23 protein-coding genes are annotated in these 24,356 nt (G+C 74.9%); 8 read left to right on the plus strand and 15 right to left on the minus strand.

The window, feature by feature from the left end; all coding sequences use genetic code 11:
- The 4 genes from ABZV78_RS06830 to truB all read right to left on the minus strand — a co-directional run.
- Nucleotides 1-2,327, minus strand: a 2,327-nt coding sequence (locus tag ABZV78_RS06830) for a polyribonucleotide nucleotidyltransferase (protein WP_355636020.1), incomplete at its 3' end; no start/stop codon positions are given.
- Between the two features lie 220 nt (nt 2,328-2,547).
- On the minus strand, nt 2,548-2,817 hold the full coding sequence (gene rpsO, locus ABZV78_RS06835) for a 30S ribosomal protein S15 (protein WP_043962418.1): 270 nt from the start codon (nt 2,815-2,817) through the stop codon (nt 2,548-2,550).
- Nucleotides 2,818-3,023: 206 nt separating this feature from the next.
- Nucleotides 3,024-3,950, minus strand: a complete 927-nt coding sequence (locus ABZV78_RS06840) for a bifunctional riboflavin kinase/FAD synthetase (RefSeq protein WP_355636021.1) — start codon at nt 3,948-3,950, stop codon at nt 3,024-3,026.
- Between the two features lie 30 nt (nt 3,951-3,980).
- On the minus strand, nt 3,981-4,865 hold the full coding sequence (gene truB, locus ABZV78_RS06845; RefSeq protein WP_355636023.1) for a tRNA pseudouridine(55) synthase TruB: 885 nt from the start codon (nt 4,863-4,865) through the stop codon (nt 3,981-3,983).
- 110 nt (nt 4,866-4,975) lie between these two features.
- On the opposite strand from truB, the gene ABZV78_RS06850 reads away from it, so the two are divergent.
- From ABZV78_RS06850 to ABZV78_RS06860, 3 genes are all read left to right on the plus strand, one after another.
- On the plus strand, nt 4,976-5,977 hold the full coding sequence (locus tag ABZV78_RS06850; RefSeq protein ID WP_355636025.1) for a hypothetical protein: 1,002 nt from the start codon (nt 4,976-4,978) through the stop codon (nt 5,975-5,977).
- Nucleotides 5,978-6,040: 63 nt separating this feature from the next.
- On the plus strand, nt 6,041-7,042 hold the full coding sequence (locus tag ABZV78_RS06855) for a hypothetical protein (RefSeq protein WP_355636027.1): 1,002 nt from the start codon (nt 6,041-6,043) through the stop codon (nt 7,040-7,042).
- Between the two features lie 79 nt (nt 7,043-7,121).
- On the plus strand, nt 7,122-8,129 hold the full coding sequence (locus tag ABZV78_RS06860) for a hypothetical protein (RefSeq protein WP_355636029.1): 1,008 nt from the start codon (nt 7,122-7,124) through the stop codon (nt 8,127-8,129).
- Between the two features lie 5 nt (nt 8,130-8,134).
- On the opposite strand, the gene ABZV78_RS06865 is transcribed toward ABZV78_RS06860, so the two are convergent.
- The 11 genes from ABZV78_RS06865 to rimP all read right to left on the minus strand — a co-directional run bounded on the left by ABZV78_RS06865 (nt 8,135) and on the right by rimP (nt 19,087).
- Nucleotides 8,135-9,460, minus strand: coding sequence for an MATE family efflux transporter (locus tag ABZV78_RS06865; protein WP_355636031.1), 1,326 nt, complete (start codon nt 9,458-9,460; stop codon nt 8,135-8,137).
- Between the two features lie 645 nt (nt 9,461-10,105).
- Complete coding sequence (locus ABZV78_RS06870; RefSeq protein ID WP_172968016.1) at nt 10,106-10,315, minus strand: DUF6186 family protein; 210 nt, start codon at nt 10,313-10,315, stop codon at nt 10,106-10,108.
- A complete protein-coding gene (locus tag ABZV78_RS06875; RefSeq protein ID WP_355636033.1) occupies nt 10,315-10,725 on the minus strand; it encodes a hypothetical protein in 411 nt (136 codons plus the stop codon). The genes ABZV78_RS06870 and ABZV78_RS06875 overlap by 1 nt, the downstream gene beginning before the upstream one ends.
- Nucleotides 10,726-10,806: 81 nt before the next feature.
- Nucleotides 10,807-11,853: a bifunctional oligoribonuclease/PAP phosphatase NrnA gene (locus ABZV78_RS06880; protein WP_355636035.1), complete on the minus strand. Its 1,047-nt coding sequence runs from the start codon at nt 11,851-11,853 to the stop codon at nt 10,807-10,809.
- Nucleotides 11,850-12,332: a 30S ribosome-binding factor RbfA gene (gene rbfA, locus ABZV78_RS06885; protein ID WP_355636037.1), complete on the minus strand. Its 483-nt coding sequence runs from the start codon at nt 12,330-12,332 to the stop codon at nt 11,850-11,852. The genes ABZV78_RS06880 and rbfA overlap by 4 nt, the downstream gene beginning before the upstream one ends.
- Nucleotides 12,333-12,480: 148 nt before the next feature.
- Nucleotides 12,481-12,774 (minus strand): DUF503 domain-containing protein, encoded by a 294-nt coding sequence (locus tag ABZV78_RS06890; protein WP_355636039.1) that lies wholly within the window; start codon nt 12,772-12,774, stop codon nt 12,481-12,483.
- A gap of 34 nt (nt 12,775-12,808) precedes the next feature.
- Nucleotides 12,809-13,864 (minus strand): SAM-dependent methyltransferase, encoded by a 1,056-nt coding sequence (locus ABZV78_RS06895; protein WP_355636041.1) that lies wholly within the window; start codon nt 13,862-13,864, stop codon nt 12,809-12,811.
- A 78-nt stretch (nt 13,865-13,942) separates the two neighbouring features.
- Nucleotides 13,943-16,945, minus strand: coding sequence for a translation initiation factor IF-2 (gene infB, locus ABZV78_RS06900; protein WP_355636043.1), 3,003 nt, complete (start codon nt 16,943-16,945; stop codon nt 13,943-13,945).
- Between the two features lie 93 nt (nt 16,946-17,038).
- Nucleotides 17,039-17,374 (minus strand): YlxR family protein, encoded by a 336-nt coding sequence (locus ABZV78_RS06905; RefSeq protein ID WP_355636045.1) that lies wholly within the window; start codon nt 17,372-17,374, stop codon nt 17,039-17,041.
- A gap of 16 nt (nt 17,375-17,390) precedes the next feature.
- Nucleotides 17,391-18,434: a transcription termination factor NusA gene (nusA, locus tag ABZV78_RS06910; protein ID WP_355636047.1), complete on the minus strand. Its 1,044-nt coding sequence runs from the start codon at nt 18,432-18,434 to the stop codon at nt 17,391-17,393.
- A complete protein-coding gene (gene rimP, locus ABZV78_RS06915) occupies nt 18,431-19,087 on the minus strand; it encodes a ribosome maturation factor RimP (RefSeq protein WP_355636048.1) in 657 nt (218 codons plus the stop codon). The genes nusA and rimP overlap by 4 nt, the downstream gene beginning before the upstream one ends.
- A gap of 264 nt (nt 19,088-19,351) precedes the next feature.
- On the opposite strand from rimP, the gene ABZV78_RS06920 reads away from it, so the two are divergent.
- The 5 genes from ABZV78_RS06920 to ABZV78_RS06940 all read left to right on the plus strand — a co-directional run bounded on the left by ABZV78_RS06920 (nt 19,352) and on the right by ABZV78_RS06940 (nt 24,329).
- Nucleotides 19,352-19,801: a hypothetical protein gene (locus tag ABZV78_RS06920; protein WP_355636164.1), complete on the plus strand. Its 450-nt coding sequence runs from the start codon at nt 19,352-19,354 to the stop codon at nt 19,799-19,801.
- On the plus strand, nt 19,798-20,238 hold the full coding sequence (locus ABZV78_RS06925; protein ID WP_355636050.1) for a ferritin-like domain-containing protein: 441 nt from the start codon (nt 19,798-19,800) through the stop codon (nt 20,236-20,238). The genes ABZV78_RS06920 and ABZV78_RS06925 overlap by 4 nt, the downstream gene beginning before the upstream one ends.
- A gap of 70 nt (nt 20,239-20,308) precedes the next feature.
- Nucleotides 20,309-20,890, plus strand: coding sequence for a PadR family transcriptional regulator (locus tag ABZV78_RS06930; RefSeq protein ID WP_355636052.1), 582 nt, complete (start codon nt 20,309-20,311; stop codon nt 20,888-20,890).
- A gap of 29 nt (nt 20,891-20,919) precedes the next feature.
- Nucleotides 20,920-21,642 (plus strand): ABC transporter ATP-binding protein, encoded by a 723-nt coding sequence (locus ABZV78_RS06935; protein ID WP_355636054.1) that lies wholly within the window; start codon nt 20,920-20,922, stop codon nt 21,640-21,642.
- Nucleotides 21,639-24,329, plus strand: a complete 2,691-nt coding sequence (locus tag ABZV78_RS06940; protein ID WP_355636056.1) for an FtsX-like permease family protein — start codon at nt 21,639-21,641, stop codon at nt 24,327-24,329. The genes ABZV78_RS06935 and ABZV78_RS06940 overlap by 4 nt, the downstream gene beginning before the upstream one ends.
- The last annotated feature ends 27 nt before the right edge of the window (nt 24,330-24,356 follow it).

The following is a 24,356-nucleotide window of genomic DNA, read 5'->3' on the forward strand; positions in this document are numbered from 1 at the left end:
CGGGCACCTGACCCACGGCAGCCGGGTGAACTTCTCCGGCAAGTGGTTCCACCCGGTCGGCTACACGGTCCGGCCGGACACCGAGCTGATCGACTGCCGGCCGGCCGCTCGCCTCCTTCGGCGGCCTCGCCGGCGGCGGGCGCCTCGGCGCCCTCCGGGCGGACCTTGTCCAGGTAGATCTTGCCGCGCTGGTCGATGTCGGCGATCTCGACCTCGACCTTGTCGCCGACGTTGAGGAAGTCCTCGACCTTCTCGACCCGCTTGCCGTCGCCCACCTTGGAGATGTGCAGCAGGCCGTCGCGGCCCGGGAGCAGCGAGATGAAGGCGCCGAACGCGGCGGTCTTCACCACGGTGCCGAGGAACCGGTCGCCGACCTTCGGCAGCGTCGGGTTGGCGATCGCGTTGATCCGCTCGACCGCGGCCTGGGCCGACGGGCCGTTGGTCGCGCCGACGTAGATGGTGCCGTCGTCCTCGATGGAGATCTCGGCGCCGGTCTCGTCCTGGATGGCGTTGATGGTCTGGCCCTTCGGGCCGATCACCATGCCGATCTTGTCGACCGGGATCTTCACCGTGGTGACCCGCGGGGCGTAGTCCGACATCTCGGCCGGCGCCTCGATGGCCCGCTGCATCACGTCCAGGATGGTCTGCCGGGCCTCGTTCGCCTGCTGGAGCGCGGCGGCCAGCACGTCCGACGGGATGCCGTCGAGCTTGGTGTCGAGCTGGAGCGCGGTGACGAAGTCTCGCGTGCCGGCGACCTTGAAGTCCATGTCGCCGAACGCGTCCTCGGCGCCGAGGATGTCGGTCAGCGTCACGTACTGGGTCTTGCCGTCGACCTCGTCGGAGATGAGGCCCATGGCGATGCCGGCGACCGGCGCCTTCAGCGGCACACCGGCCGAGAGCAGGCCCAGCGTCGAGGCGCAGACCGAGCCCATCGAGGTGGAGCCGTTGGAGCCGAGCGCCTCGGAGACCTGCCGGATGGCGTACGGGAACTCCTCGCGCGACGGCAGCACCGGGATCAGCGCCCGCTCGGCGAGAGCGCCGTGGCCGATCTCGCGCCGCTTCGGCGAGCCGACCCGGCCGGTCTCACCGGTCGAGTACGGCGGGAAGTTGTAGTTGTGCATGTAGCGCTTGCGGTTCTCGGGGGACAGGGTGTCCACCATCTGCTCCATGCGCAGCATGTTCAGCGTGGTGACGCCCAGGATCTGGGTCTCGCCCCGCTCGAACAGCGCCGAGCCGTGCACCCGCGGCAGCACGCCGACCTCGGCGGTCAGCGGACGGATGTCGCGCGGGCCGCGGCCGTCGATGCGGACCTGCTCGCGCAGCACCCGGTTGCGGACCTCGGACTTGGTCAGCGACCGGAAGGCGGCGGAGAGCTCCTTCTCGCGGCCCTCGAAGCGCGCGCCCAGCTCCTCGGCGACCCGGGCCTTGACCCGGTCCAGGGCCTCCTCGCGGTCGGCCTTGCCGGCGATCTTCAGGGCCTCGGCGACCTCGACGCGGGCCACGTCGGCCACCGCCTCGTAGGCGTCGTCCTGGTAGTCCAGGAAGACCGGGAACTCGGCGACCGGCTTGGCGGCAACCTCGGCCAGCTCGCTCTGCGCGCGGCACAGCTCGCGGATCGCCGGCTTGGCGGCCTCCAGGCCGCTGGCCACGATCTCCTCGGTCGGGGCGGTGGCGCCGTCCGAGATCAGGGCCACGGCGTTCGGCGTCGCCTCGGCCTCGACCATCATGATCGCGACGTCGCCGTCGGGCAGCGCCCGGCCGGCCACGACCATGTCGAAGGTGGCCCGGGCCAGTTCCTCCAGGGTCGGGAAGGCGACCCACTGGCCGTCGACGTGCGCGACCCGGGTGGCGCCGATCGGGCCGGAGAACGGCAGGCCGGAGAGCTTGGTGGACATCGAGGCGGCGTTGATCGCCACCACGTCGTACGGGTGCTGCGGGTCGAGCGCCAGCACGGTCTCGACGACCTGGACCTCGTTGCGCAGGCCCTTGACGAACGACGGGCGCAGCGGCCGGTCGATCAGCCGGCAGGTGAGGATGGCGTCCTCGCTGGGCCGGCCCTCGCGGCGGAAGAACGAGCCGGGGATCCGGCCCGCGGCGTACATCCGCTCCTCGACGTCGACGGTCAGCGGGAAGAAGTCGAACTGCTCCCGGGGCTGCTTGCCGGCGGTGGTGGCGGAGAGGACGACCGTCTCGCCGAGCTGGGCGATGACGGAGCCGGCGGCCTGACGGGCCAGCCGGCCGGTGGAGAAGGTGATCTCGCGGGTGCCGAACGACCCGTTGTCGATCACGGCGGTGCGGGATTCGGTGCCGAGGTTCGTCTCGGTCATGTGCTGTGGTGCTCCTTCGCGTCGTCGGCCGACGACACGGGGAACTGCTCAGGCGGCCGGTCTTCGATCGAAGCGCCCGGGTGGCCGGCATGATGCCGGGATGTCCGGGGGCCACTACCGGAGACCGGTGCTGACCGGCTCCCTCTCGGGTTGTCGCGCGGCCGGGTTCTTCGGTGGTACCGGAACGGGGGAGCGGCCGAGTGGCCACTCCCCCGTCACGTCATCGGCGCAGGCCGAGCCGCTCGATGAGCGACCGGTAGCGGTTGATGTCCTTCTTCTGGACGTAGTTGAGCAGCCGACGGCGACGGCCGACCAGCAGCAGCAGCCCGCGGCGGCTGTGGTGGTCGTGCTTGTGCACCTTCAGGTGCTCGGTGAGCTCGGCGATCCGCTTGGTGAGGACCGCGACCTGCACCTCCGGCGAACCGGTGTCGCCCTCGGCGGTCGCGTACTCCGCACGGATCTTGGCCTTGGCTTCCTGGTCGAGCGCCATGTTCTCCCTGTTTCGTGGAACGTTCGATGAGGTCCGTCGGATCGGTCGGAGTGACCGGGGAACGGACCGGTTCCTCGCACCCGCGGCGTCGTGCAGGCACGCGAGGCCCCACGTCGGTCAGCCGACGTCCCCGCCAGACTACCAGCCCGGCGGGGAGCCGCCCGGTGAAGGGCCGCGAACCGGCCGGCCGGCCGGGTCCGGCACGCTCAGCCGACCGCCCGGCGGGTCCGCTCCACGTCCTCGGCGATCTGGGCCACCAACGGCTCGATCGCGTCGTACGTCCGTTGTTCCCGCAGGTGCGCCACGAAGTCCAGGGCCAGCCGCTCGCCGTACAGGTCGCCGGTGAAGTCCAGCGCGTACGCCTCCACCCGGCGCTCCCGGCCGGAGAAGGTCGGGTTGGTGCCGATGGACACCGCCGCCGCGAGGGGCTCCCCACCGCGGCGCACGAGCCGGGCCGCGTACACCCCGTCGGCGGGGACCGCCGCGTACCGGTGGGTCAGCAGGTTGGCGGTGGGGTAGCCCAGCTCGCGCCCGCGCTGGTCCCCGCGGACCACCACGCCCTCGACCCGGTGCGGGCGGCCCAGCGCGGCGGCCGCCGCGGCCACGTCACCCGCGTCGACGCAGGAACGGATGTACGTCGAGGAGAAGACCGTGCCCGCCTCCGCCACCAGCGGGGCGCCCTCCACGCCGAAGCCGAAGGTGCGGCCCAGCCGCTCCAGCAGCGCCACGTCGCCGGCCGCCCGGTGCCCGAACCGGAAGTTGGCGCCGACCACCACCAGCGCGGCGTGCAGGTGCTCGACCAGGATGTCGTGCACGAACGCCTCGGCCGGCAGCCGGGAGAACTCCGGGGTGAACGGCACCACGCAAAGCACGTCGACGCCGAGCGCCTCGATCAGCTCCGCCTTGCGGGCCGGCTCGGTGAGCACGGCCGGGTGCGAGCCGGGGCGCACCACCTCGGCCGGGTGCGGGTCGAAGGTCACCACCACCGACTTGACGCCCAGCTCGCGGGCGCGCGCCACGGCGTGGCCGATGGTCGCCTGGTGACCCTGGTGCACGCCGTCGAAGACGCCGATGGTGACCACCGAACGCCCCCAGCCGCCGGGCGCCGCCTCGTACCCCCGCCACCGCTGCATGCCGCTCCTCCCCTGTCCGCCCCCGCGCCGTCAGGCGGGGGCCAGCACGATCTCCGCGCGGGCCCGCCCGTCCCGCTCGCTGACGATAGCGATCAGCCCGCCGTCCGGGCCGAAGACCGCGTACGGCCCGGCGATGCCGGCCGGGTCCAGCGGCCCGCCGTGGGACAGCGTCTTCGCCTCCTCCGGCGTGGCGTCCCGACGCGGGAAGAACCGGTCGGCGGCCGCGTCCAGCGGCAGGTTCACCACCTCGGGCGCGCGCTGCTCCAGTGCGTCGAGGGTGGCCGCCTCGGCCAGGGCGAACCCGCCGACCGCGGTGCGGCGCAGCGCGGTGAGGTGACCGCCGACCCCGAGCGCGAGGCCCGCGTCCCGGGCGATGGCCCGGATGTACGTCCCGGACGAACAGGTCACGTCCACGTCCACGTCCACCACGTCCGGGGTGTCCCGGCGGATCGCCAGCACGTCCAGCCGGGAGATGGTGACCCGCCGGGCCGGCAGGTCGACGCTCTCCCCCTCGCGCACCCGCTTGTACGCCCGCTGCCCGTTGATCTTGATGGCGCTGACCGCGCTGGGCACCTGGTCGACCTCGCCGGTGAGCGCGGCGAGCGCGGCGCGCACCGCCTCGTCGGTGACCGTGCCGGCCGGGGTGGTGGCGATCACGTCGCCCTCGGCGTCGTCGGTGACCGTCGCCTGGCCGAGCCGGATCGTCGCGGTGTAGCTCTTGCCGGCGCCGATCACGTAGGTGAGCAGCCGGGTGGCCCGGCCCACCCCGATCACCAGCACGCCGGTGGCCATCGGGTCCAGCGTGCCGCCGTGCCCCACCCGCCGGGTCCGGGCCAGCCGCCGGATCCGGGCCACCACGTCGTGCGACGTCATGCCGCCGGGCTTGTCGACCACGATCAGACCGTCTGCGCTCACGACCGCCAAGCCTGCCAGACGGCGCGATCGGCCCTGCGGGGGATACCGCCCTGATCGACCCGGGTGTCAAGATCATGCGCCCCTCGCCCCACTCCTGCCCGGGAAGCACGATGAGCAGCGACGACCCCACCCCGGAGCCACCGCGGCTCGACCGACACTCCCGGAGCGGCCCGGAGGAGATCCCCGACTGGGTACGCCAACTGGAGCGGGAGATCCGGGTCGGCCCGGCCACCCGGCTGCGCATCTGGCTCGGCCGGCACGCCCGCCGGCTGCGCCTCGGCGTCGGCACGGTGCTGGTGCTCGCACTGCTGGCGTACCTCGGCACGGCCGGCTACCGGTACGTCCGGCGCCCCGCCGAGCAGCCCCGGGCGTACCCGACGGTGAGCCCGCCCGCCGGCATCCAGGCCACCACCGCGGCGTCCCCGCCACCGACCGCCGGGCCGTTCGACGGCACCCCCGCGGCCGCTTTCCCGGAGGGCGCGGCCGGGATCGCCTTGCCCCCGGCGAAGGCGACCGGCGGCTTCACGGCGACGCAGGTGTCGGCCGCGCTCACGAAGATCCGGACCGCCCTGGTGACCGCCCGGCTCGACCGCGCGTTCATGACGGCGAAGGACCGGGAGCGGCTGGTGCGGCAGTTCGCCCCGGACGCCCGCCGCTACGTGCGGGAGGACGCGGACGCCACCTTCGCCAACCTCGCGACCCGGCTGGCGCCCGGGGCCCGGCTGCTGCCGGACCAGCCCCGGGTGAAGGGCCGGATCACCTACCGGGCGACCCGGGACGACCAGGGGATCCGGGTGCTCCGGGTGACCACCAACTTCGTCTGGGCGTACGCCTTCCACGGCCCGCGGGTCGTGCCCGGCGACGGCGTGGTGGTCGTGCACGACACGCTGGTCTGGGAGGTGCCCCACCCGGGTGACGTCCGGTCCGGCGCGCGCGGTCTCTGGCTCCACGACATGCGCTCGTACGCCGCGAACATCGACTGCGCGGCCTCGGCCAAGGGGCTGCTCGACGTCGGCACGCCGCGCGAGGGGACACCGGTCGCCACCCCCGCACCGGACCGCGACTCCCTCTACGACCCCGACCGCTCGCTGGACATCCCGGACACCTGCTGAACCGGCACGTCCGGCTCCCTGCCGGCCCGACCACCCCCACACCTGAAGAACCTGGGAACTGAGATGACCGAATACCCACCGCCCCCCGAACTCCGCCGCCCCGACCAGCCGTACCCGCCCGCCGACGGGCTGGGAACGGTCCCCGACTGGCTCCGCCAGCCGGCCGTGGCGGCCGAGCCGGACCGCTCCGACCGGCTGCGCATCTGGCTGGGCGGCCACTCGGGCCGGCTGCTCGGCGGCGCCGCGGCCCTGCTGCTGGTCGCCTTCTTCGGGCTGGTCGCCACCGGCGGCTACCGGGCCTTCCAGCGGTGGGCGGACCCGCCGGCCGCGTACCCGACGATCAGCCAGCCCGTCGGCGAGCAGGCCGTCTCGTCGGCGTCGCCGCCCCCGGCGGCCGGCGCCTTCGACGGCACGCCGGCCGCCGACTTCCCGGAAGGCGCGGCGGGAATCGCCCTGCCCGCCGCGAAGCGGACCGGACCGTTCACGGAGAAGCAGGTGGCCGCCGCGCTGACCAAGGTCCGCAAGGCGCTGGTGACCAGCCGGCTGGACCGGTCCTTCATCACCTCGAAGGACCCGGACCGGCTGCTGCGGCAGTTCGCGCCGGACGCCCGGGCCGACCTGCGTCGCGACTTCACCTCCGACACCTTCGCCACCTACGCCACCCGGCTGGCGCCGGGAGCGCGGATCACCGCCGACCAGCCGCGCGTGAAGGGGCGGATCAGCTACCGGGCCGCGAAGGACGCCCAGGACATCCGGATCCTGGAGATCACCAGCAACTTCGTCTGGGCGTACGCCTTCCGGACCACCGGTGGGCTGCCCGGCGACGGGGTGGTCGTGGTGCACGACACGGTGGTCTGGAGCGTGCCGCACCCCGGCGACGTGCGGAGCGGCTCCAACGGGCTCTGGATCGAGAAGGCCGACTCGTACGGCTCCAACATCGACTGCGCGGCGTTCGACAAGGGCCTGCTCGACGTGGGCAGCCCCAGCTACGGCGGACCGGCGGACCCGGATCCGGACGCCGTCTTCGACCCCGACCGCACCCTCGACGTCCCGGACACCTGCTGACCCCCGGCGGGGACTACCGCGCTGACCGACAAGGTGGGACACTCACTGACATCTCGCCCACTCCTGACCGGAGGCCGCGATGACCGACGACCGGCCGGACTCCGCACCACCGCGCCACCCCGCGCCCACGCCCGGCCACCGGCCGGGACCGCCGGCCGCGCCGGAGTGGCCGCGCCAGCCGCCGCCCGGCGCGGTCGATCCGAGGCGCGGCGACGGGCCGCGGGGCTGGCTGAGCCGGCACTCCGGGTCGCTGCTGACCGGCGCGACGGCGCTGCTGCTGCTCGCCTTCGTCGGGGTGATCGGCGGGGCTGTCCTGGTGTCGATGCCGTCCTCCGGCGGGCGGCCGGTGGTGTACCCGACGTTCGGCCCGCCGACCGGCGCACCGGCCGCCACGTCCGCCGCGCCGCCCCGGACGTCCGGCCCCTTCGACGGCACCCCGGCCGCCGGGTTCCCGCAGGGGCAGGCGGGGATCGCGCTGCCGGCCGCGAAGCGGACCGGCCCGTTCACCGAGAAGCAGGTGGCGGCCGCGCTGGCGAAGGTCCGGATGGTCCTGGTGACCGCCCGGCTGGACCGCCGGTTCATGACCACGGACGACCCGGAGCCGCTGGTCCGGCAGTTCGCCCGGGACTCCCGCGCCGGCCTGCGCAAGAGCTTCGCATCCGACACCTTCGCCGCGTACGCCAGCCGGCTGGCGCCCGGCGCCCGGCTCACCGCCGACCAGCCCAGGGTGAAGGGTCGGATCAGCTACCGGGCCACCAAGGACGCCGACGGCATCCGCATCCTGGCGGTGACCACCAACTTCGTCTGGTCGTACGCCTTCCAGACCAGCAGCACCGTGCCGGGCGACGGGCTGGTCGTCGTGCACGACACGGTGGTCTGGAGCATGCCGCATCCCGACGACGTCGAGCGCGGCTCGAACGGGCTGTGGATCGAGGACGCGAACTCGTACACCGCCAACGTCGACTGCGCGGCCTTCGAGAAGGGGCTGCTCGCCCTGGGCACGAGCGGCTTCGGCGGCCCGGACGGCCCGGACCCGGTCGCGGTCTTCGACCCCGCCACGACGCTGGACCTCCCGGACACCTGCTGAGCCGGTCAGCGGACCGCGCCGACCACCGCCCAGCCGCCCGAGCGCAGCCGCAGCAGCAGGGCGACCAGCCGGAGCACCACGAACAGGGTCAGCCCGGCCCAGATCCCGCCCAGCCCGAGGTCGAGCCCGTAGGCCAGCCAGATGGCCGGCAGGAAGCCGCCCAGCGCCGCCACGATGGTCAGGTTGCGCAGGTAGCGGACGTCCCCCGCGCCGATCAGCACGCCGTCGAGGGCGAACACCACGCCGCCGATCGGCTGGAGCGCGACGAACCAGGGCCAGGCCACCATGGCCTGCTCGCGCACCTGCGGATCGGAGCTGAACCACGACGGCACCAGGCCGGCGCCGGCGGCGATGAGCACCGCGAACGCCACGCCGCAGAGGCCGCCGAGCAGGGCGATCCGCCGGGCGAGGGCGCGCGCCGCGGCGGCGTCGCCGGCGCCGAGCGCCGCGCCGATCAGGGACTGCGCGGCGATCGCCAGGGCGTCCAGCACCAGGGCGGTGAAGAACCAGAGCTGTACGGCGATCTGGTGCGCGCCGACCGCGGCGGCGCCGAACCGGGCGGCCACGGCGGTCGCGGACAGGAAGCTGGCCTGGAAGGCGACGCCCCGGATGAGCAGGTCGCGGCTGAGCGTCAACTGCTGGCCGATCAGCCGGGGCCGGGGACGCAGCGGGACCCGCTCGCGGACCAGGGCGGCCGCGAAGAGGCCGCCGGAGACGGTCTGCGCCACGGCGTTCGCCACCGCCGAGCCGGCCAGGCCCAGCCCGGCCGGGTAGACCAGCAGCGGGCAGAGCAGCGCGGAGAGCAGGTTGGGGCCGAGCACGAAGAGCAGCGGCCGGCGGGTGTCCTGGATGCCGCGCAGCCAGCCGTTGCCGGCCGCCGCGAGCAGCAGGCCGGGCGCGCCGAGCGCCGCGATCCGCAGCCAGGTCGCGGCGGCGTCGGCCACCTCGCCGGGGCCGCCGACGAGGGTACGCGCCAGCCACCCGCCGCCGACCTGCATGGCGAGCGCCACCAGCACGCCGACGCTCAGGGCGAGCCACGACGCCTGCACGCCCTCGGCCACCGCGGCGGCCCGGTCACCCGCCCCGAACCGCCGGGCCGACCGCCCCGTGGTGCCGTACGCGACGACGGTGCCGAGCCAGGCGGTCAGCGTCAGCACCGTGCCGCCGACGGCGAGCGCGGCGAGCGGAACGCGGCCCAGGTGCCCGACCACGGCCGTGTCGACCAGCACGTAGAGCGGCTCGGCGGCGAGCACCACGAGGGCCGGCAGGGCGAGCGCGGCGATCCGCCGAGCCGTGGCGGACTGGGCGGCGGAGGCGACGGTCTGACTCATCGCCGCCGATCCTGACACGCCCCCCGTAAGGAACGCAATCCCACCCACCACTTACCGCCCCGCGCGGGCCCCCGCGTCGATCATGAGGTTGGCGGCAGTTTCGGAGATCCAGACCGCCGTCAACTTCATGATCGACGAGGCGGCGGGAGAGTGGGGGCGGTGGCTCGGAGGGCGGAGAAGATCCGCGGGCGCGAGCGGCGTCACCGCCGGGCGGCCACCGTCACTGACGGGTGTCCATCGAGGTCTGCAGTGCGCGGCGCATCTGCTCGCGCGCCTCGTCGGTGGTGTTCTCGGTCTGCGGCTTGCGCTTGGTCGCCATGGGATGTCCCTTCCAGGGTGCGGACCACCGAAGCACGGCGGCCCTGCTGGGCACCGACGCGCCGACCCGGCGCGACCGCCGTCGCGCCGCGGCCTGGAGCCGTCGGCCTGCTGAGCGCCGGCAGCGCGGTCCGGGATCACCGGAGCGGCTCCCTGGCAGCGTGAGCCCGGGTCGGTCTGACCCTGGAGGGAGGCGGCACCGGGTGTGGCACCACCGCCCGTGACCAGCGCCGAAGCGCCGGCCCCCACCCAAATTAACGTTCACTTTCCACATGCTGCCCACTGTTCCCGCGATACGGACAGCAGACGGGTGGGGGGCGGCGCGGCTCAGCGGGCCAGGAAGTGCCAGCCCAGCCACCACCAGAAACCGAACAGGCCGATCCGCCCGACCGGCACCGGGCCGACCTCGTAGCGCATCACGAAGGCGCAGACGTCGGCCAGGGACGGGATCCGCGAGCCCTCCCGCCGGGCGGCCCACTCGACGGCCGCGAAGAGCAGCAGCGCGGCCAGGAAACCGCCGATGGCCAGGGCGCGCATCATCGGCGCACCAGTCCCCAGAAGGCGGTGAGCCAGGCGAACCAGGCCGCCGAGCGGACCAGTTGGTCCTCCAGCATCGGGTCGGCCAGCCGGGAGAAGGTGGGGAACTCGTCGCCCACCGACAGCACGAAGGTCGCGCCCTCCAGCATCCCGAAGACGGTGACCGGCAGCAGCCACCAGAGCGCGCCGGACGGCAGCCGCCGCGGTGCCGGCCGCCGGGGCGGCACCCGGTTGCTCAGCCCGACCCAGATCAACGCCCCGCCGGTGCCCAGGGTGTAGAGGTTGGCCGCGGTGGAGAAGGAGGGCAGCTGCCCGCCGACCAGGGAGAGGCAGATGAACACCGGCACGGAGACGACCGGCCGGTCCCAGGCCCGGGGCGCCTCGACGGTGAGCTCACGGGGGTGATCCATCACCCGATTGTCCCCAGCGTCACGGAACGCGGGAAGACCGGCACGCCCCGGAGTCACCCCCGGTTCTCACCCCAGGGTGGGTCAGGCGGGCAGGAGTGCGCCGGGGAGTTCGGCGCGGATGCGGTCGACCACCTCGTCGACCGTGCCCCGCCCGGTGAACCCGGCCGCGAACCGGTGCCCGCCGCCGCCGAGCGCCATGGCCACCTGGCTCACGTCGACCGCGCCCTTGCTGCGCAGCGAGACCGCCCACTCGGCGTCGCCGGCCTGCTTGACCACGCAGCTGACGTCCGCCTCGGCGGTGCAGCGCACCGAGTCGATCAGGGCCTCCAGCACGTAGGCCGGCTGGTCGTGCCGGGCCAGGTCGTCGCGGGTGGCGTAGGTCCAGACCAGCCCGTGGCCGGCGGCGGCCGCCGGCTCCAGCCGGGCCCGGCCCACCACCTCGCCGAAGAGGCGGACCGCGCCGAACGGCCGGGTGTCGAAGATCTTCCGGGAGATCTCCCCCGGCCGGATGCCGGTGGCCAGCAGCCGGGCCGCCAGCTCGTGCACGGCCGGCGTGGTGGCCTCGAAGCGGAACGAGCCGGTGTCGGTGCTCAGCGCCACGTAGAGGCAGGCCGCGATCTCCGCGTCCAGCGCCACCCCGAGCCGGTCGAGCAGCCCGAGGGCGACCACCGAGGTGGCCGCCGCGTGCGGATCCACCAGGTGGATGCCGCCGAACCCGGTGTTCGAGGCGTGATGGTCCAGCACCAGCGCGGCGCCCGCCTTGTCCAGCCGGTCGACCAGGTCGCCCAGCCGCGACTCGCTCGCCGCGTCGAAGCAGATCATCAGGTCCGGATCCGGGTACGCGTCGTCCTGCGCCACCAGCAGGTCGGACCCGGGCAGCCAGCGGAACGGCTCGGGCACCTCCAGCGGCCCGGGGAAGGTCGCCTGGAGCTGCCGTACGCCCAGCCGGCGCAGGCCCAGCCCGAAGCCGAGCATGCTGCCCAGCGCGTCGCCATCCGGGTTGACGTGGCAGACGAGCAGCACCCGCGCGCCGGCGGGGAGCCCGCGTACCGCCGCGACGGCGGCCGCCCAGTCGGTGTCGGTCGGGCCGGCACCGGCCGGCGGGCCGCCCGCGGCGGAACCGGTCACCGGCGGTCGCCGCCGCGCGGCTCGTCGTCCCCGGTCTCCTCGTCCTCGACCTCGGCGTCCTCGTCCTCCACCCGGTACGGCTGGGCCTCGCCCGCGTACTGGGCCCCGGCGGCCAGGCGCTGCACCTCGGCGTCGGCGGTGCGGGCCGCCGCGAGCAGGTCGTCGATGTGCTTGACCTGGTCCTGCACGTCGTCGAGGACGAAGGCCAGGGTCGGCGAGTGGCGCAGCCCGAGCGCCTTGCCCACGGTGCTGCGCAGCATGCCCTTGGCGCTCTCCAGGGCGGCGGCGGTGCTGGCCTGGGCGGCCGCGTCGCCGAGCACCGTGTAGAAGACGGTGGCGTCGCGCAGGTCGGCGGTGATCCGGGCGTCGGTGATGGTGATCATGCCGAGCCGGGGGTCCTTGATCTGGCTCCGCACCACCGACGCGACCAGTTCACGGATGCGCTCCGCGTGCCGGCGTACCTTGGCCGGATCCGTCATGTCCCCCACCTCCAGGGCTTCCTGCTTCCCACGACGGCCGGAGACGACGGCGCGGGCGCCGCCGGGTCCGACCGCCCAACATCTCGAACATTACCCGCGCGATCGCCGCCCCCGCGCGGGGCCACCGGTGCCGGCGGCGACCGCCGGCTCAGTCCTCCGCGCCGTGCAGGCGGCGGCGGACCGACAGCAGCTCGACCTCCGGACGGGCGGCCACCAGCCGCTCGCAGGAGTCGAGCACCTCGCGGACGTGTGCCGGCTCGGCGGCCACCACGGCCACCCCGATCTGCGTCCGGCCGTGCAGGTCGAGCGCACCCACCTCGGCGGCGGACACCTCGTACCGGCGCAGCGCCGCGACGATCGGCCGGACGTACGACCGCTTGGTTTTCAGGGACCGGGAGTCCCCCGGGAGCAACAGGTCGAATTGCGCGGTTCCGGTGTACACGGCGAGCAACGGTACGGCAGGCTCGCCGCCCCGGTCACCCGTTTTCCGCGGGCGCGACCGCCACCAGCACGTCCCGTTCGATCGCCTGGTCGACCCGGTGCGCGAGATCCTGCCAGCCGGGCCCGTCCACCACCCGCAGGCCGGCGCCGGCCAGCACCGCCTCGGCGGCCGCCCGCGGGGCCACGTGGGTGTTCCAGGACAGTCCCAGCGCCCCGCCGGGGCGCAGCAGTTCCCGCCAGACCGGCACGGCGGCGGTGAGCAGGTCCAGCGGGCTGCGGGACAGTCCGGCGTCGGTGCGGCTGCCGTGGGCCACCCCGTACGGCGCGTCGGTGACGATCACGTCGGCGCAGCGGGGGCGGAGCACCTCGCGGGCCCGGGTCGTGTCGGCGTGCAGCACGGTGACCCGCTGGGTCGCCCCGGCCCGGTGCGCGTCCCGGGACGGCGCGATCACCGCCTCGAAGCGCCGGGCCACGAGCTTCCGGTCCCGCCGCACCGGCACCGTCTCGGCGGTGTGCTTGAGGCGCTTGCGCCGCAGCCAGGTACGCAGGAACGCCGCGTACGCGTCGACGTCCTTGCCGTCGTGCTCCACGCCGATGCCGTCGTAGCCGTACATGAGCGCCTGGTTGAGGGTGGTGCCCCGGCCGCAGAGCGGGTCGAGGACCACGACCGGCCCGTCCAGCATTCGGGGCGCCGAGGCCGACGCCAGCAGGGTGACGTTGAGCAGCAGCCGGGTGAACTGCTCGTTGGTCTTGCCGGCGTACTTCGGGATGGTGATGAGGTCGGAGTCGTACCGGGCCAGGGGGTGCAGCGGCACCGGCCGGAGCAGGTCGTCGCCCACCCGCTCGAAGAGCGCGTACGCCGCCGACAGGTTGGCCAGGTGGGCCAGGTCCCGGGCGCCCGGGCCGGGCTCCGGGGCCGAGAAGGTCAGATACTCCACCCCGCCGATCCGCTCCACCGCGGCGTCGACCGGCGGCGCGTCGAGCACCCCCGACCCGGCGAACACGGTCAGCTCGGCGCGGGCCAGCCGGCCGGCGGCGTCGGCGTAGACGCGGTTGGCGGAGGGGGCGAGGAGCAGCGCGTACCTGAGCACGCCCGAGATTGTCGCAGCCTGCGGAAACGGCGACGGCCGGGGCCCGCAGGCCCCGGCCGTCGCCGTCGTTCACACCGCTCAGGCGCGCGGCTTCTCCCGCATCTCGAAGGTCTCGATGATGTCGCCGACCTGGACGTTGTTGAAACCGCCCAGCGTCAGACCACACTCGAAGCCTTCGCGGACCTCGGTCGCGTCGTCCTTGAACCGCTTCAGGGAGCTGATCGTGAGGTTGTCCGCCACGACCGCCCCGTCCCGCAGCAGCCGCGCCTTGGCGTTGCGGCGGATGAGGCCGGACCGGACGATACAGCCGGAGATGTTGCCGATCTTGGACGAGCGGAAGACGTCGCGGATCTCCGCGGTGCCCAGCTCGACCTCCTCGTACTCCGGCTTGAGCAGACCCTTGAGCGCGGCGTCGATCTCCTCGATGGCCTGGTAGATGACCGTGTAGTACCGGATCTCCACGCCCTCGCGGTCGGCGATCTCGCGGACCTTGTTGGCGGCCCGCACGTTGAAGCCGATGATCGTGACCGCCTCGGACGAGGCGCTCGCGAGCATGACGTCGCTCTCGGTGATCGCACCCACGCCCCGGTGGATGATCCGAAGCTGGACCTCCTCCGGGATGTCGAGGTTGAACAGCGCGTCCTCGAGGGCCTCCACGGAACCGGAGACGTCGCCCTTGAGCACCAGGTTGAGCGAGGTCTTCTCGCCCTCCTTGAGCTGCTCCATGAGCGTCTCGAGGGTGGCCCGGCCACGGGAGTTGGCGAATGCCGCCGCCCGCCGTCGCGCCTGCCGCTGCTCGGCGATCTGCCGCACGGTCCGGTCGTCCTCGGCGGCCAGGAAGGTGTCACCCGCACCCGGCACCGTGGTCAGACCCAGCACCATGACCGGACGCGCCGGCCCGGCCTCGTCGACCGGCTTGCCGTTCTCGTCCAGCATGGCCCGGACCCGGCCGTGCGCCCCACCGGCGACGATCGAGTCGCCGGCCCGGAGGGTGCCCTTCTGCACCAGCACGGTCGCCACCGCACCACGGCCCTTGTCCAGGTGCGCCTCGATGGCGACACCCTGCGCCGGCCCGTCGATCGGAGCGGTCAGCTCCAGCGACGCGTCGGCGGTCAGCAGCACGGCCTCGAGAAGCTCCTCGATGCCGATGCCGGGCTTGGCCGCCACGTTGACGAACATGGTGTCGCCGCCGTACTCCTCGGCGACCAGGCCGTACTCGGTCAGCTGCTGGCGGACCTTGTCCGGGTTCGCCTCCGGCTTGTCGACCTTGTTGACCGCGACCACGATCGGCACGTCCGCCGCCTTGGCGTGGTTGAGCGCCTCGATGGTCTGCGGCATCACGCCGTCGTCGGCCGCCACCACCAGGATCACGATGTCCGTCACCTGCGCACCACGGGCACGCATGGCGGTGAACGCCTCGTGACCCGGGGTGTCGATGAAGGTCACCGCGCGGTCCTCGCCCTCGTGCGGGACGTGGACCTGGTAGGCGCCGATGTGCTGGGTGATGCCACCCGCCTCGCCGGCCACGACGTTCGCCTTGCGGATCGCGTCGAGCAGCTTGGTCTTACCGTGGTCGACGTGACCCATGACGGTCACCACCGGCGCACGGCTGACCAGGCGGTCCTCCGACACCACGGCGTCGAGGTCGATGTTGAACTGCGCGAGCAGCTCGCGGTCCTCGTCCTCCGGGCTGACGATCTGCACGTCGAAGCCGAGGTGCTCACCCAGCAGCAGCAGGGTGTCGTCGGAGCACGACTGGGTCGCGGTCACCATCTCGCCCAGGTTGAACATCTCCTGGACCAGCGAACCCGGGTTGGCGTTGATCTTGTCGGCGAAGTCCGACAGCGAGGCGCCACGGGACAACCGGACGACCTGGCCCTGACCCCGGGGGGCACCCGAGGACATGGTCGGGGCCGACAGGTTGTCGAACTCCTGTCTGCGCTGCTTCTTCGACTTGCGGCCACGGGTCGGCCGGCCACCCGGACGCCCGAAGGCACCCGCGGCGCCACCGCCACGGCCACGACCGCCACCACCCGGACGGCCACCGCCGCCGGCCGGGGCACCCGGGCGGAAACCGCCACCGGGAGCGCCACCGCCGCCACCGGGACCGCCGCGGAAGCCACCGCCGCCGCCACCGCCACCGGGACCGCCGCGGTAACCACCGCCACCGCCACCGCCACCGGGACCGCCGCGGAAGCCGCCGCCGCCACCGGGACGACCCGCGCCGCCACCGGGACCGCCACGACCGCCGCCGGGACCGCCGGGGCGACCCGTCGTCGGCCGCTGGCTCGGCATGGAGGCCGGGCTGGGCCGGGGCGGCATGGAGGCCGGGCTGGGCCGCGGCGGCATGCCCGCCGGGCCCGGCCGGGGACCGCCGGCACCGGCGGCCGGGGGCCGCTGCTGCTGGCCACCCTGGATACCGAACGGGTTGTTGCCGGCGCCGCGCGCCGGCGGACGACCGCCCGGACGGGCACCCGGGCCCGGGGTCGGGCCACCGGGGCGACCGGCGGCCGGGGCACCCGGACGCGGCGGCACCGCGTTCGGACCCGGACGCGGACCCGGACGGGGACCACCCTCGGTCGGGGGCTCGCGGCGGACGTTCTCCCGCTGCTGCTGGCGGGCGGCCTGCGCGGCCTTGACCGCGGCCTCCTGCTCAGCCTTGAGGGCGGCGGCGCGCGCCTCGGCGGCCGCCACCTCGATGTCGTGCGCGCTCGCCGGCTTGGCGACCGGGGTCGCCGGCTGCGGCGGGCCGGGGACCGGGCCCTTGGGCTTCGGTCCAGGGGTCGGCGCGGCCGGCCGCCGGGGCGGCATGGGCTTGGCCGAGACCCGGGGGGCGCCCGGGGTCGGGGTCGGCGTCGGGGTCGTCGCCGGGCTCGGGGCGGCCGCCGCCGGAGCGGCCGCCGCCGCCGCGCCACCGGCGGACGCGACGAATGCGCCACGCAGCCGCCGGGCGACGGGCGCCTCGACGGTGCTGGACGCGGACTTCACGAACTCGCCCATCTCCTTGAGCTTGGCGAGAACGGTCTTACTCTCGACCCCGAGCTCCTTGGCGAGCTCGTGTACGCGGGCCTTTCCTGCCACTGCACTCCTCACTCCGAGGTCGTGCGGGCAGCACCCGCAGCGACCTCACTCGTGCACTTGAAGCCTGGTCATTTCAGGGACTTCATCGTGTGCTCATGTCGGTCGTCCTACCTTGCTAGCGACCCTCGACCGGTCGGGTTGACCGGTCGTCGGGGTTTGCGCGTCAACGTGCTCCGCGAGCGCACCGTGGTCGAGGACCCCGGTGATGCGCAGTGCCCGCCCGAAGGCGCGGCGCCGCACCGCCTGCGCGAAGCAGGCCGGATCCGGGTGCATGTTCGCTCCCCGACCCGGCAGTCTGCGAGCCGGATCGGCCCGGAGGCTGTAATGACCAGCCTCGTCACCGACCGCGACTATCCGCAGCAACTCGCTGGCCGGCGCTCGCTTCCGGCAGCCCACACAGGTGCGCTCCGGCAGCGCGCGTCGTGCCACTGGAGGAAGTCTACCCCTAGCTGCTCGAGATCGCGCCGCCCGCCTCGGGAACGTGATCAGCTCCGCCCCGGCCGGCCGCCCCGCTCTGCTCCGCGTCGGAGCGGATGTCGATCCGCCAACCGGTCAACCGGGCCGCGAGCCGGGCATTCTGCCCCTCCCGCCCGATCGCCAGCGAGAGCTGGAAGTCCGGCACGGTGACCCGGGCGGTCCGGCTGGCCAGGTCGACCACCTCCACCCGGAGCGCCTTGGCCGGCGAGAGCGCGTTGCCGACGAAGGTGGCCGGGTCGTCCGACCAGTCGATGATGTCGATCTTCTCGCCGTGCAGTTCGCTCATCACCGCGCGGACCCGCTGGCCCATCGGGCCGATGCAGGCGCCCTTGGCGTTGACCCCCGGAGCGGTCGAGCGGACCGCGATCTTCGTCCGGTGACCTGCCTCACGCGCGATGGCGCCGATCTCCACGGTGCCGTCGGCGATCTCCGGGACCTCCAGGGCGAAGAGCTTCTTCACCAGGGCCGGGTGCGACCGGGACAACGTGATCTGCGGGCCGCGCATTCCCTTGGCCACGTGCACCACGACGCAGCGGATCCGCTCGCCGTGCGCGTAGCGCTCGCCGGGGACCTGCTCGGACTGGGGCAGGACGCCCTCCAGCTTGCCCAGGTCGACGCTGACGATGCCCTTCTCGGCCCGCGCCTCGTGCGCCTGCACCACGCCGGTGACCAGGTCGCCGTCGCGGCCGACGTACTCGCCGAAGTGCACCTCGTCGGTGGCCTCCCGCAGCCGCTGGAGGATCACCTGCTTGGCGGTCATGGCCGCGATCCGGCCGAAGTCGTGCGGGGTGTCGTCCCACTCCCGGACCACGCTGCCGTCGGCGTCCACCTCCTGGGCGTACACCGAGGCGGCCCCGGTCTTGCGGTCGATCTCCACCCTGGCGTGCGGCTCGGCGCCGTCGGTGTGCCGGTAGGCGGTCAGCAGCGCGGTCTCGATCGCCGCGAGGATCGTGTCGAACGGGATCTCCCGCTCGCGCTCCAGTGCGCGCAGCGCCGCGAGGTCGATGTTCACCTCTCCTCGTCCTCCAGATCTTCGTCGTCGTCGATGTCGGTGTCGTCACCGAAGTCCTCGTCGGCCACCTCGTCCAGGCGGCTGAACTCCACCTGGACCCGGCCGGGCCCGAGCTCGGCGTGCGGGTGCTCCACCCGGCCGGCGTCGGTCTCCAGCGTCACCCGCTCGTCGTCGGCGGCGGCGATCCGGCCGGTGACCTGCCGGTCCCCCTCGGGGCCGCGGACGGTCACCTTGACCAGCCGGCCGGCGTTGCGCCGCCAGTGCCGGGGCAGGGTGAGCGGGCGGTCCACGCCGGGCGAGCTGACCTCGAGCTGGTACTCGCCGGCCACGATGTCCCCGCCGGCCTCCTCGGCGGCGTCCAGCGCCGCCGAGACCGCCCGGGAGACGTCCGCCACGGCGTCCAGGTTGATCCCGCCGTCGGCGTCCACGATCACGCGGACCACGTGCCGGCGGCCGGCGCGGGACACCGAGAGGTCCTCCAGGTCGTAGCCGGCGGCGGTGACCACCGGCTCGATCACCTCGCGCAGCCGGGCCCGGCGCGCGTTCAGGTCGCCGCGGGGTGCGCCGCCCCGGTCCGCGCCACGGAGGCCGTCGGACCGGCGGGGGCGCCCGGAGGGCCCCGTCGACCGGGCGGCACGGCCACGCTGCGTCATTCGGCGTACCTCTCTGCTGTTGCCACGGGCGCGGTGACCCGTCGTGTCGGTGTGTGGACAGGGCGGTCGGCCCGCCATGCCGGCACGCCACCGGGGCATCCGCGCCCGGTGGCTGCGCAGAGCGTAACGCGCGGGCCGGGCGGCGGCCCGGTCGGCGCACCGACGCCTCTGGCCCACAGGACGGCCGAGATGGTGTTGACTTGTCCGGTGGCCACGGGCAGAACGACATCGAATCAGGGCGCACCGGGGCATTCCCGGCGGGCGCTGCTGCGCGCCGGGGCGCTGGTGGCCCTCGGCGGCGCGGCCGTGCCGCTGACCGGCTGTGATCTTTTCGACCGCGACGACGAGTCCCGGCCCCCGGATCCGCTGGAGCCGCTCGCGGCCGAGGCCACCGCGCTGGAGGCCCGTTACCGGGCCGCCGCCACCGCCGTCCCGGCGCTGGCCGAGCGGCTCACCCCGATCGCCGACGCGCACCGGGCGCACGCCGAGGAGTTGCGCAAGGTGATCGGGCGGCCGGCCCCGTCCGGCAGCCCCGCCGCCGGAGCCACCGCGGCCGCCGTGGACCCGGACACGGTCCGGACCGAGCTGCGGCAGGCCGAGCAGGAGGGGCGGGAGAACGCCGCCAAGGCGTGCGCCGCCGCGCCCGCCGAGCGGGCCGCGCTGCTCGGCTCGATCGCGGCGGCCCGCGCGACCCACCTGGAGGCGTTGAGGTGACCCCGACCAGCGGCCCGGCCCAGGCCCTCGGCGACGCGCTCGCCGCCGAGTACGCGGCGATCTGGGCGTACGGGGTGATCGGCGTGCACCTGACCGAGGCGGCCCGCTCCGCCGCCCGCGCCGCCGAGGCGGCCCACCGGTCCCGCCGGGACGCCCTCATCCTGCAGCTCAGCGGAGGCGGCGGCCAGGTCCCCGCCGACCGGGCCGGCTACGCGCTGCCCTACCCGGTGACGGACCGGGCGAGCGCGCTCAAGCTGGCCGTGGAGATCGAGGAGCGGACCGCCGGCCACTGGCGGGCGGCGCTGCCGCACACCACCGGGGCGGACCGGAACAAGGCCCTCGCGGCGCTCACCGACTGCGCGCTGCGGGCCACCCGCTGGCGGCGCACCGCCGGGGTGACCCCGGTCACCGTTCCGTTCCCCGGCCGGCAGGCCTGAGCGGAGGCCCCGGTCACCCGGCGGAACCCTGCGGTTGCGGACCGCATACCAGGTATGCATACTCCTCGCCATGTCCATCCGCCACGGCCTGCTCGCCCTCCTCGAGCGTGGCCAGATGTACGGCTACCAGCTCCGCTCCTCGTTCGAGGAGTCGACGGGGTCGACCTGGCCGCTGAACATCGGGCAGGTGTACACGACGCTGGCCCGGCTGGAGCGCGACGGCCTGGTCCACTCGCTGCCGGAGAGCGAGGCCGGGCAGCGGCCGTACGAGATCACCGACGCCGGGCGGGCGGACCTGGCCCTCTGGTTCGCCACCCCGATCAGCCGGGCCGACCGGCCCCGCGACGAGCTGTCGATCAAGCTGGCCCTGGCCCTCACCACGCCCGGGGTGGACGTCCGCGCGGTGGTGCAGACCCAGCGCAGCGCCACCATGCGGGCCCTGCAGGAGTTCACCCGGTTGAAGTACGCCAGTGACAAGCCGGAGGACCTGCCCTGGCGCCTGGTGCTGGACGCGATGATCTTCCAGGCCGAGGCCGAGGTCCGCTGGCTCGACCACTGCGAGACCAGCCTGGTCCGCCACCGGGCGGCACCGAGCCGGCCGATCAGCCACCCGGAGGCGGTGGACCGGGCCGACGAGGAGGCCCGCCGGTGACGCCGGCCGGCACGGCGGGAGGTGGCCCCATGGACGGAGTGCTGGAACTGCGGTCGGTGCACCGCACCCACGGCGCCGGGGAGGCCGCCGTGCACGCGCTGCGCGGGGTCAGCCTCACCGTGGCCGCCGGCGAGCTGGTGGCGGTGATGGGCCCCTCCGGCTCCGGCAAGTCCACCCTGCTCGCGCTGGCCGGCGGGCTGGACCGGCCGACCGGCGGCGAGGTGCTGGTCGAGGGCGAATCCCTCGGCGGCCTGCCGGCTCGCGACCTGGCCCGGCTGCGCCGCCGCCGGATCGGGTACGTCTTCCAGGACCTGAACCTGCTCGGCAGCCTCACCGCCGTGGAGAACGTCGCGCTCCCCCTCGAACTGGACGGCGCCGGTGTCCGGGTCGCCCGCCGGCTGGCCCTGGCCGCGCTCGCCGAGGTGGATGTGGCCGGGCTGGCCGACCGGTTCCCCGACCAGATGTCCGGCGGCCAGCAGCAGCGGGTGGCCATCGCCCGGGCCCTGGTCGGCGAGCGCCGCCTGGTCCTCGCCGACGAGCCCACCGGCGCGCTCGACTCGCAGGCCGGCGAGGCGGTGTTGCACCTGCTGCGTCGCCGGGTGGACGCCGGCGCGGCCGGGGTGCTGGTCACCCACGAGGCGCGGCACGCCGGCTGGGCGGACCGGGTGGTCTTCCTCCGCGACGGGGTGCTGGTCGACTCGACGGCCCCACTGGTCGGCGTCGAGCACCTGCTCAGCGGCAGCGGTCGGTGAACCGGGGCCGGCTCGCCGCCACGCTCGGGTCGTGGCGGGCCGCGCTGCGGATCGCCCGCCGTGAGGCCCGGCGGGCCCGTCGGCGTACCGCGCTGGTGCTGGTGATGATCGCGCTGCCGGTGCTCGGGCTGAGCTTCGCCGCGGTGAGCTACGACATGGCCGAGCTGAGCCGGGCCGAGCGGCTGGACCGGCAGCTCGGCGCCGCCGACGCGATGGTGCGCTGGGTCGACCTGAACGCGATCTCCCAGGACGCCTGGGGCGAGGGCTCCTGGCCGGTCGGGGGCGACTCGGTACCCCCGACCCGCCCGGTGACGACCGACGAGGTCCGTGCCCTGCTGCCCGCCGGCAGCCGGCTCACCCGGATGCGCTGGTGGGTGCCGTTCGAGGTGCGGATCGACGGGAAGAGCGTGTCGTTCGACGCCCGCGCCGTCGACCTCACCGACCCGCTCGCCCGGCCGCTGGCCATCCTGCACGAGGGCCGGCGGCCCACCCGCCCCGACGAGATCGCGGTGAGCCCGGCGGCACTGCGCCGGTTGGGCGCCCGGCTGGGCGAGCCGGTGCGCACTGTGGACGGCGCCACCTACCGGCTGGTCGGGGTGGTGGAGTTCCCCGACAACCTCCGGGAGGTGGTCGCACTCCGCCCCGAGCTGCCACCCGGACTGCCCGGGATGACCGACGAGAGCTGGCTCGTGGACCTGCCCGGGCCGATGGACGCGGCGCTGGCTGACCGGTTGAACGCCCGGGGCATCCTGGTGACCGCCCGGACCCCGCTGCCCGGGCGGGACGAGATGGCCACCGGCCCGCAGCTGCCCGACGCCGAGGAGGCCGGCAACACCGTGCTGGTCGGCGGGCTCGGCCTGCTGGAGGTGGTGCTGCTGGTCGGCCCGGCCTTCGCGGTCGGCGTCCGCCGCCGGCGGCGGGACCTCGCCCTGGTCGCGGTGGCCGGCGGGGACGCCCGGCACCTGCGCCGGATCGTGCTCGCCGACGGCGTGGTGCTCGGTGCGGGCGGGGCGGTCGTCGGGCTGCTGCTCGGGGTCGGCGCCGCGTTCGCCGGCCGGCCGCTGGTCGAGCAGTACGTGATGGGCGCGCGGTCCGGGGCGTACCGGATCTTCCCGGTGGCGCTCCTGGCGATCCTGGCGGTGGCGGTGCTCGCCGGCGTGCTGGCCGCGCTCGCGCCTGCCTGGGCGGCGTCCCGGCAGGACGTGGTGGCCGGGCTGGCCGGCCGGCGTGAGCCGCCCCGGCCGCGCCGCCGCTGGCTGGTGCTCGGGCTGCTGCTCACGGTGGCCGGCGCCGCCCTGGCCGCATTCGGCGCCACCCGGACCACACCGACCGGGGTGCTGGCCGGGGTGGTCCTGGGCGAGCTGGGCCTGGTCTTCTGCACCCCGACGCTGATCGGCCTGCTGGCCGGGATCGGCCGGCTGCTGCCGCTGACGCCCCGCCTGGCGCTGCGCGACGCGAGCCGCAACCGCTCGTCGGCCGCGCCGGCGATCTCGGCAGTGATGGCGGCGGTGGCCGGCAGCGTGGCGATGGGCGTCTACGTGGCCAGCGACGACGCCCGGCAACGGGCCGCCTGGCAGCCCGGCCTCCCCCCGGGCAACGTGCTGCTCCAGCGCACCGACGAGCCGGCCACCGGCGCGCTGCCCCCGGCAGGCGAGGTGGCGGAGCGGATCGCGGCCGTGCTGCCGGACGCCACCGTGGTCCCGCTCGCCGCACCCGCGTGCGCCCGGCCGACCGACCCGCAGAAATACTGCCTCGCCACCGCGGTGCGGCCGCCCGAGCAGCGCTGCCCCTACGAACCGTTCGCTCCCGCGCCCGCCTCGGCGCGGTCCGACCCGCGCTGCGTGCGGCCGTTCCGCGAGCCCAGCGACCTCTACCTGCCGCCGCTGGTGGACGACGGGACGGCGCTGCCCGCGATCACCGGCGCACCCGCCGAGGAGGTGGCCGCGGCCCGCCGGACGCTCCAGGCCGGCGGGGTGGTGGTCACCGATCCCCGCCAGCTGGTGGACGGGCGGGTGCGGGTGGAGGTCGCCGACGGCTCGGGCGGCGGCCCGACGAGCGTGGTCATGCTGCCCGCGTACGTGCTGCGGGGCGGCCTTCCGGTGGACCGGCTGGTGGTCTCCCCGGCGGCGGCCACCGCGCTCGGCCTGGTCGCCGTGCCGCTGGGCTATCTCGTCGACACCGCCGGCCCGCCCACCGACCGCCAGCGGGACCGGCTGGCCGCCGAGCTGGCCGACGTCGCCCCGCTCTCGATCCAGGTGGCGACGGCCGGGCCGCCGTCCGACCAGCGGCCGTTGCTGCTCCTGCTGGCCGGCGCGTCCGCCGTGATCACCCTGGGCGCGGCAGCGGTGGCCACCGGCCTCGCCGCCGCCGAGGGCCGCCGGGACCTGTCCACCCTCGCCGCGGTCGGCGCCGATCCCCGGGTACGCCGGGTGCTGTCGCTCTGCCAGGCCGGGGTGATCGCGGTGCTCGGCTCGGTGCTCGGCATCGTCGCCGGCCTGGGCTCGGCGGCCATCATCCTGGTCTCGCTCAACCGCCGGTACGCCCAGTCCTGGCCGGTGGAGCCGCCGTACCCGCTGGTGGTGCCCGCGTCGACGCTGACCGTGCTGGTGGTGGTGCCGCTGGTGGCCATGCTCGGGGCGGCCCTGCTCACCCGGTCCCGGCTGCCGGTGGAGCGCCGGTTGGACTGACCGCGCTCGATCCGGTCCGACCGGTCG

Source organism: Micromonospora sp. NPDC004540, from assembly GCF_040610095.1.
Taxonomy (GTDB): Bacteria; Actinomycetota; Actinomycetes; order Mycobacteriales; family Micromonosporaceae; genus Micromonospora.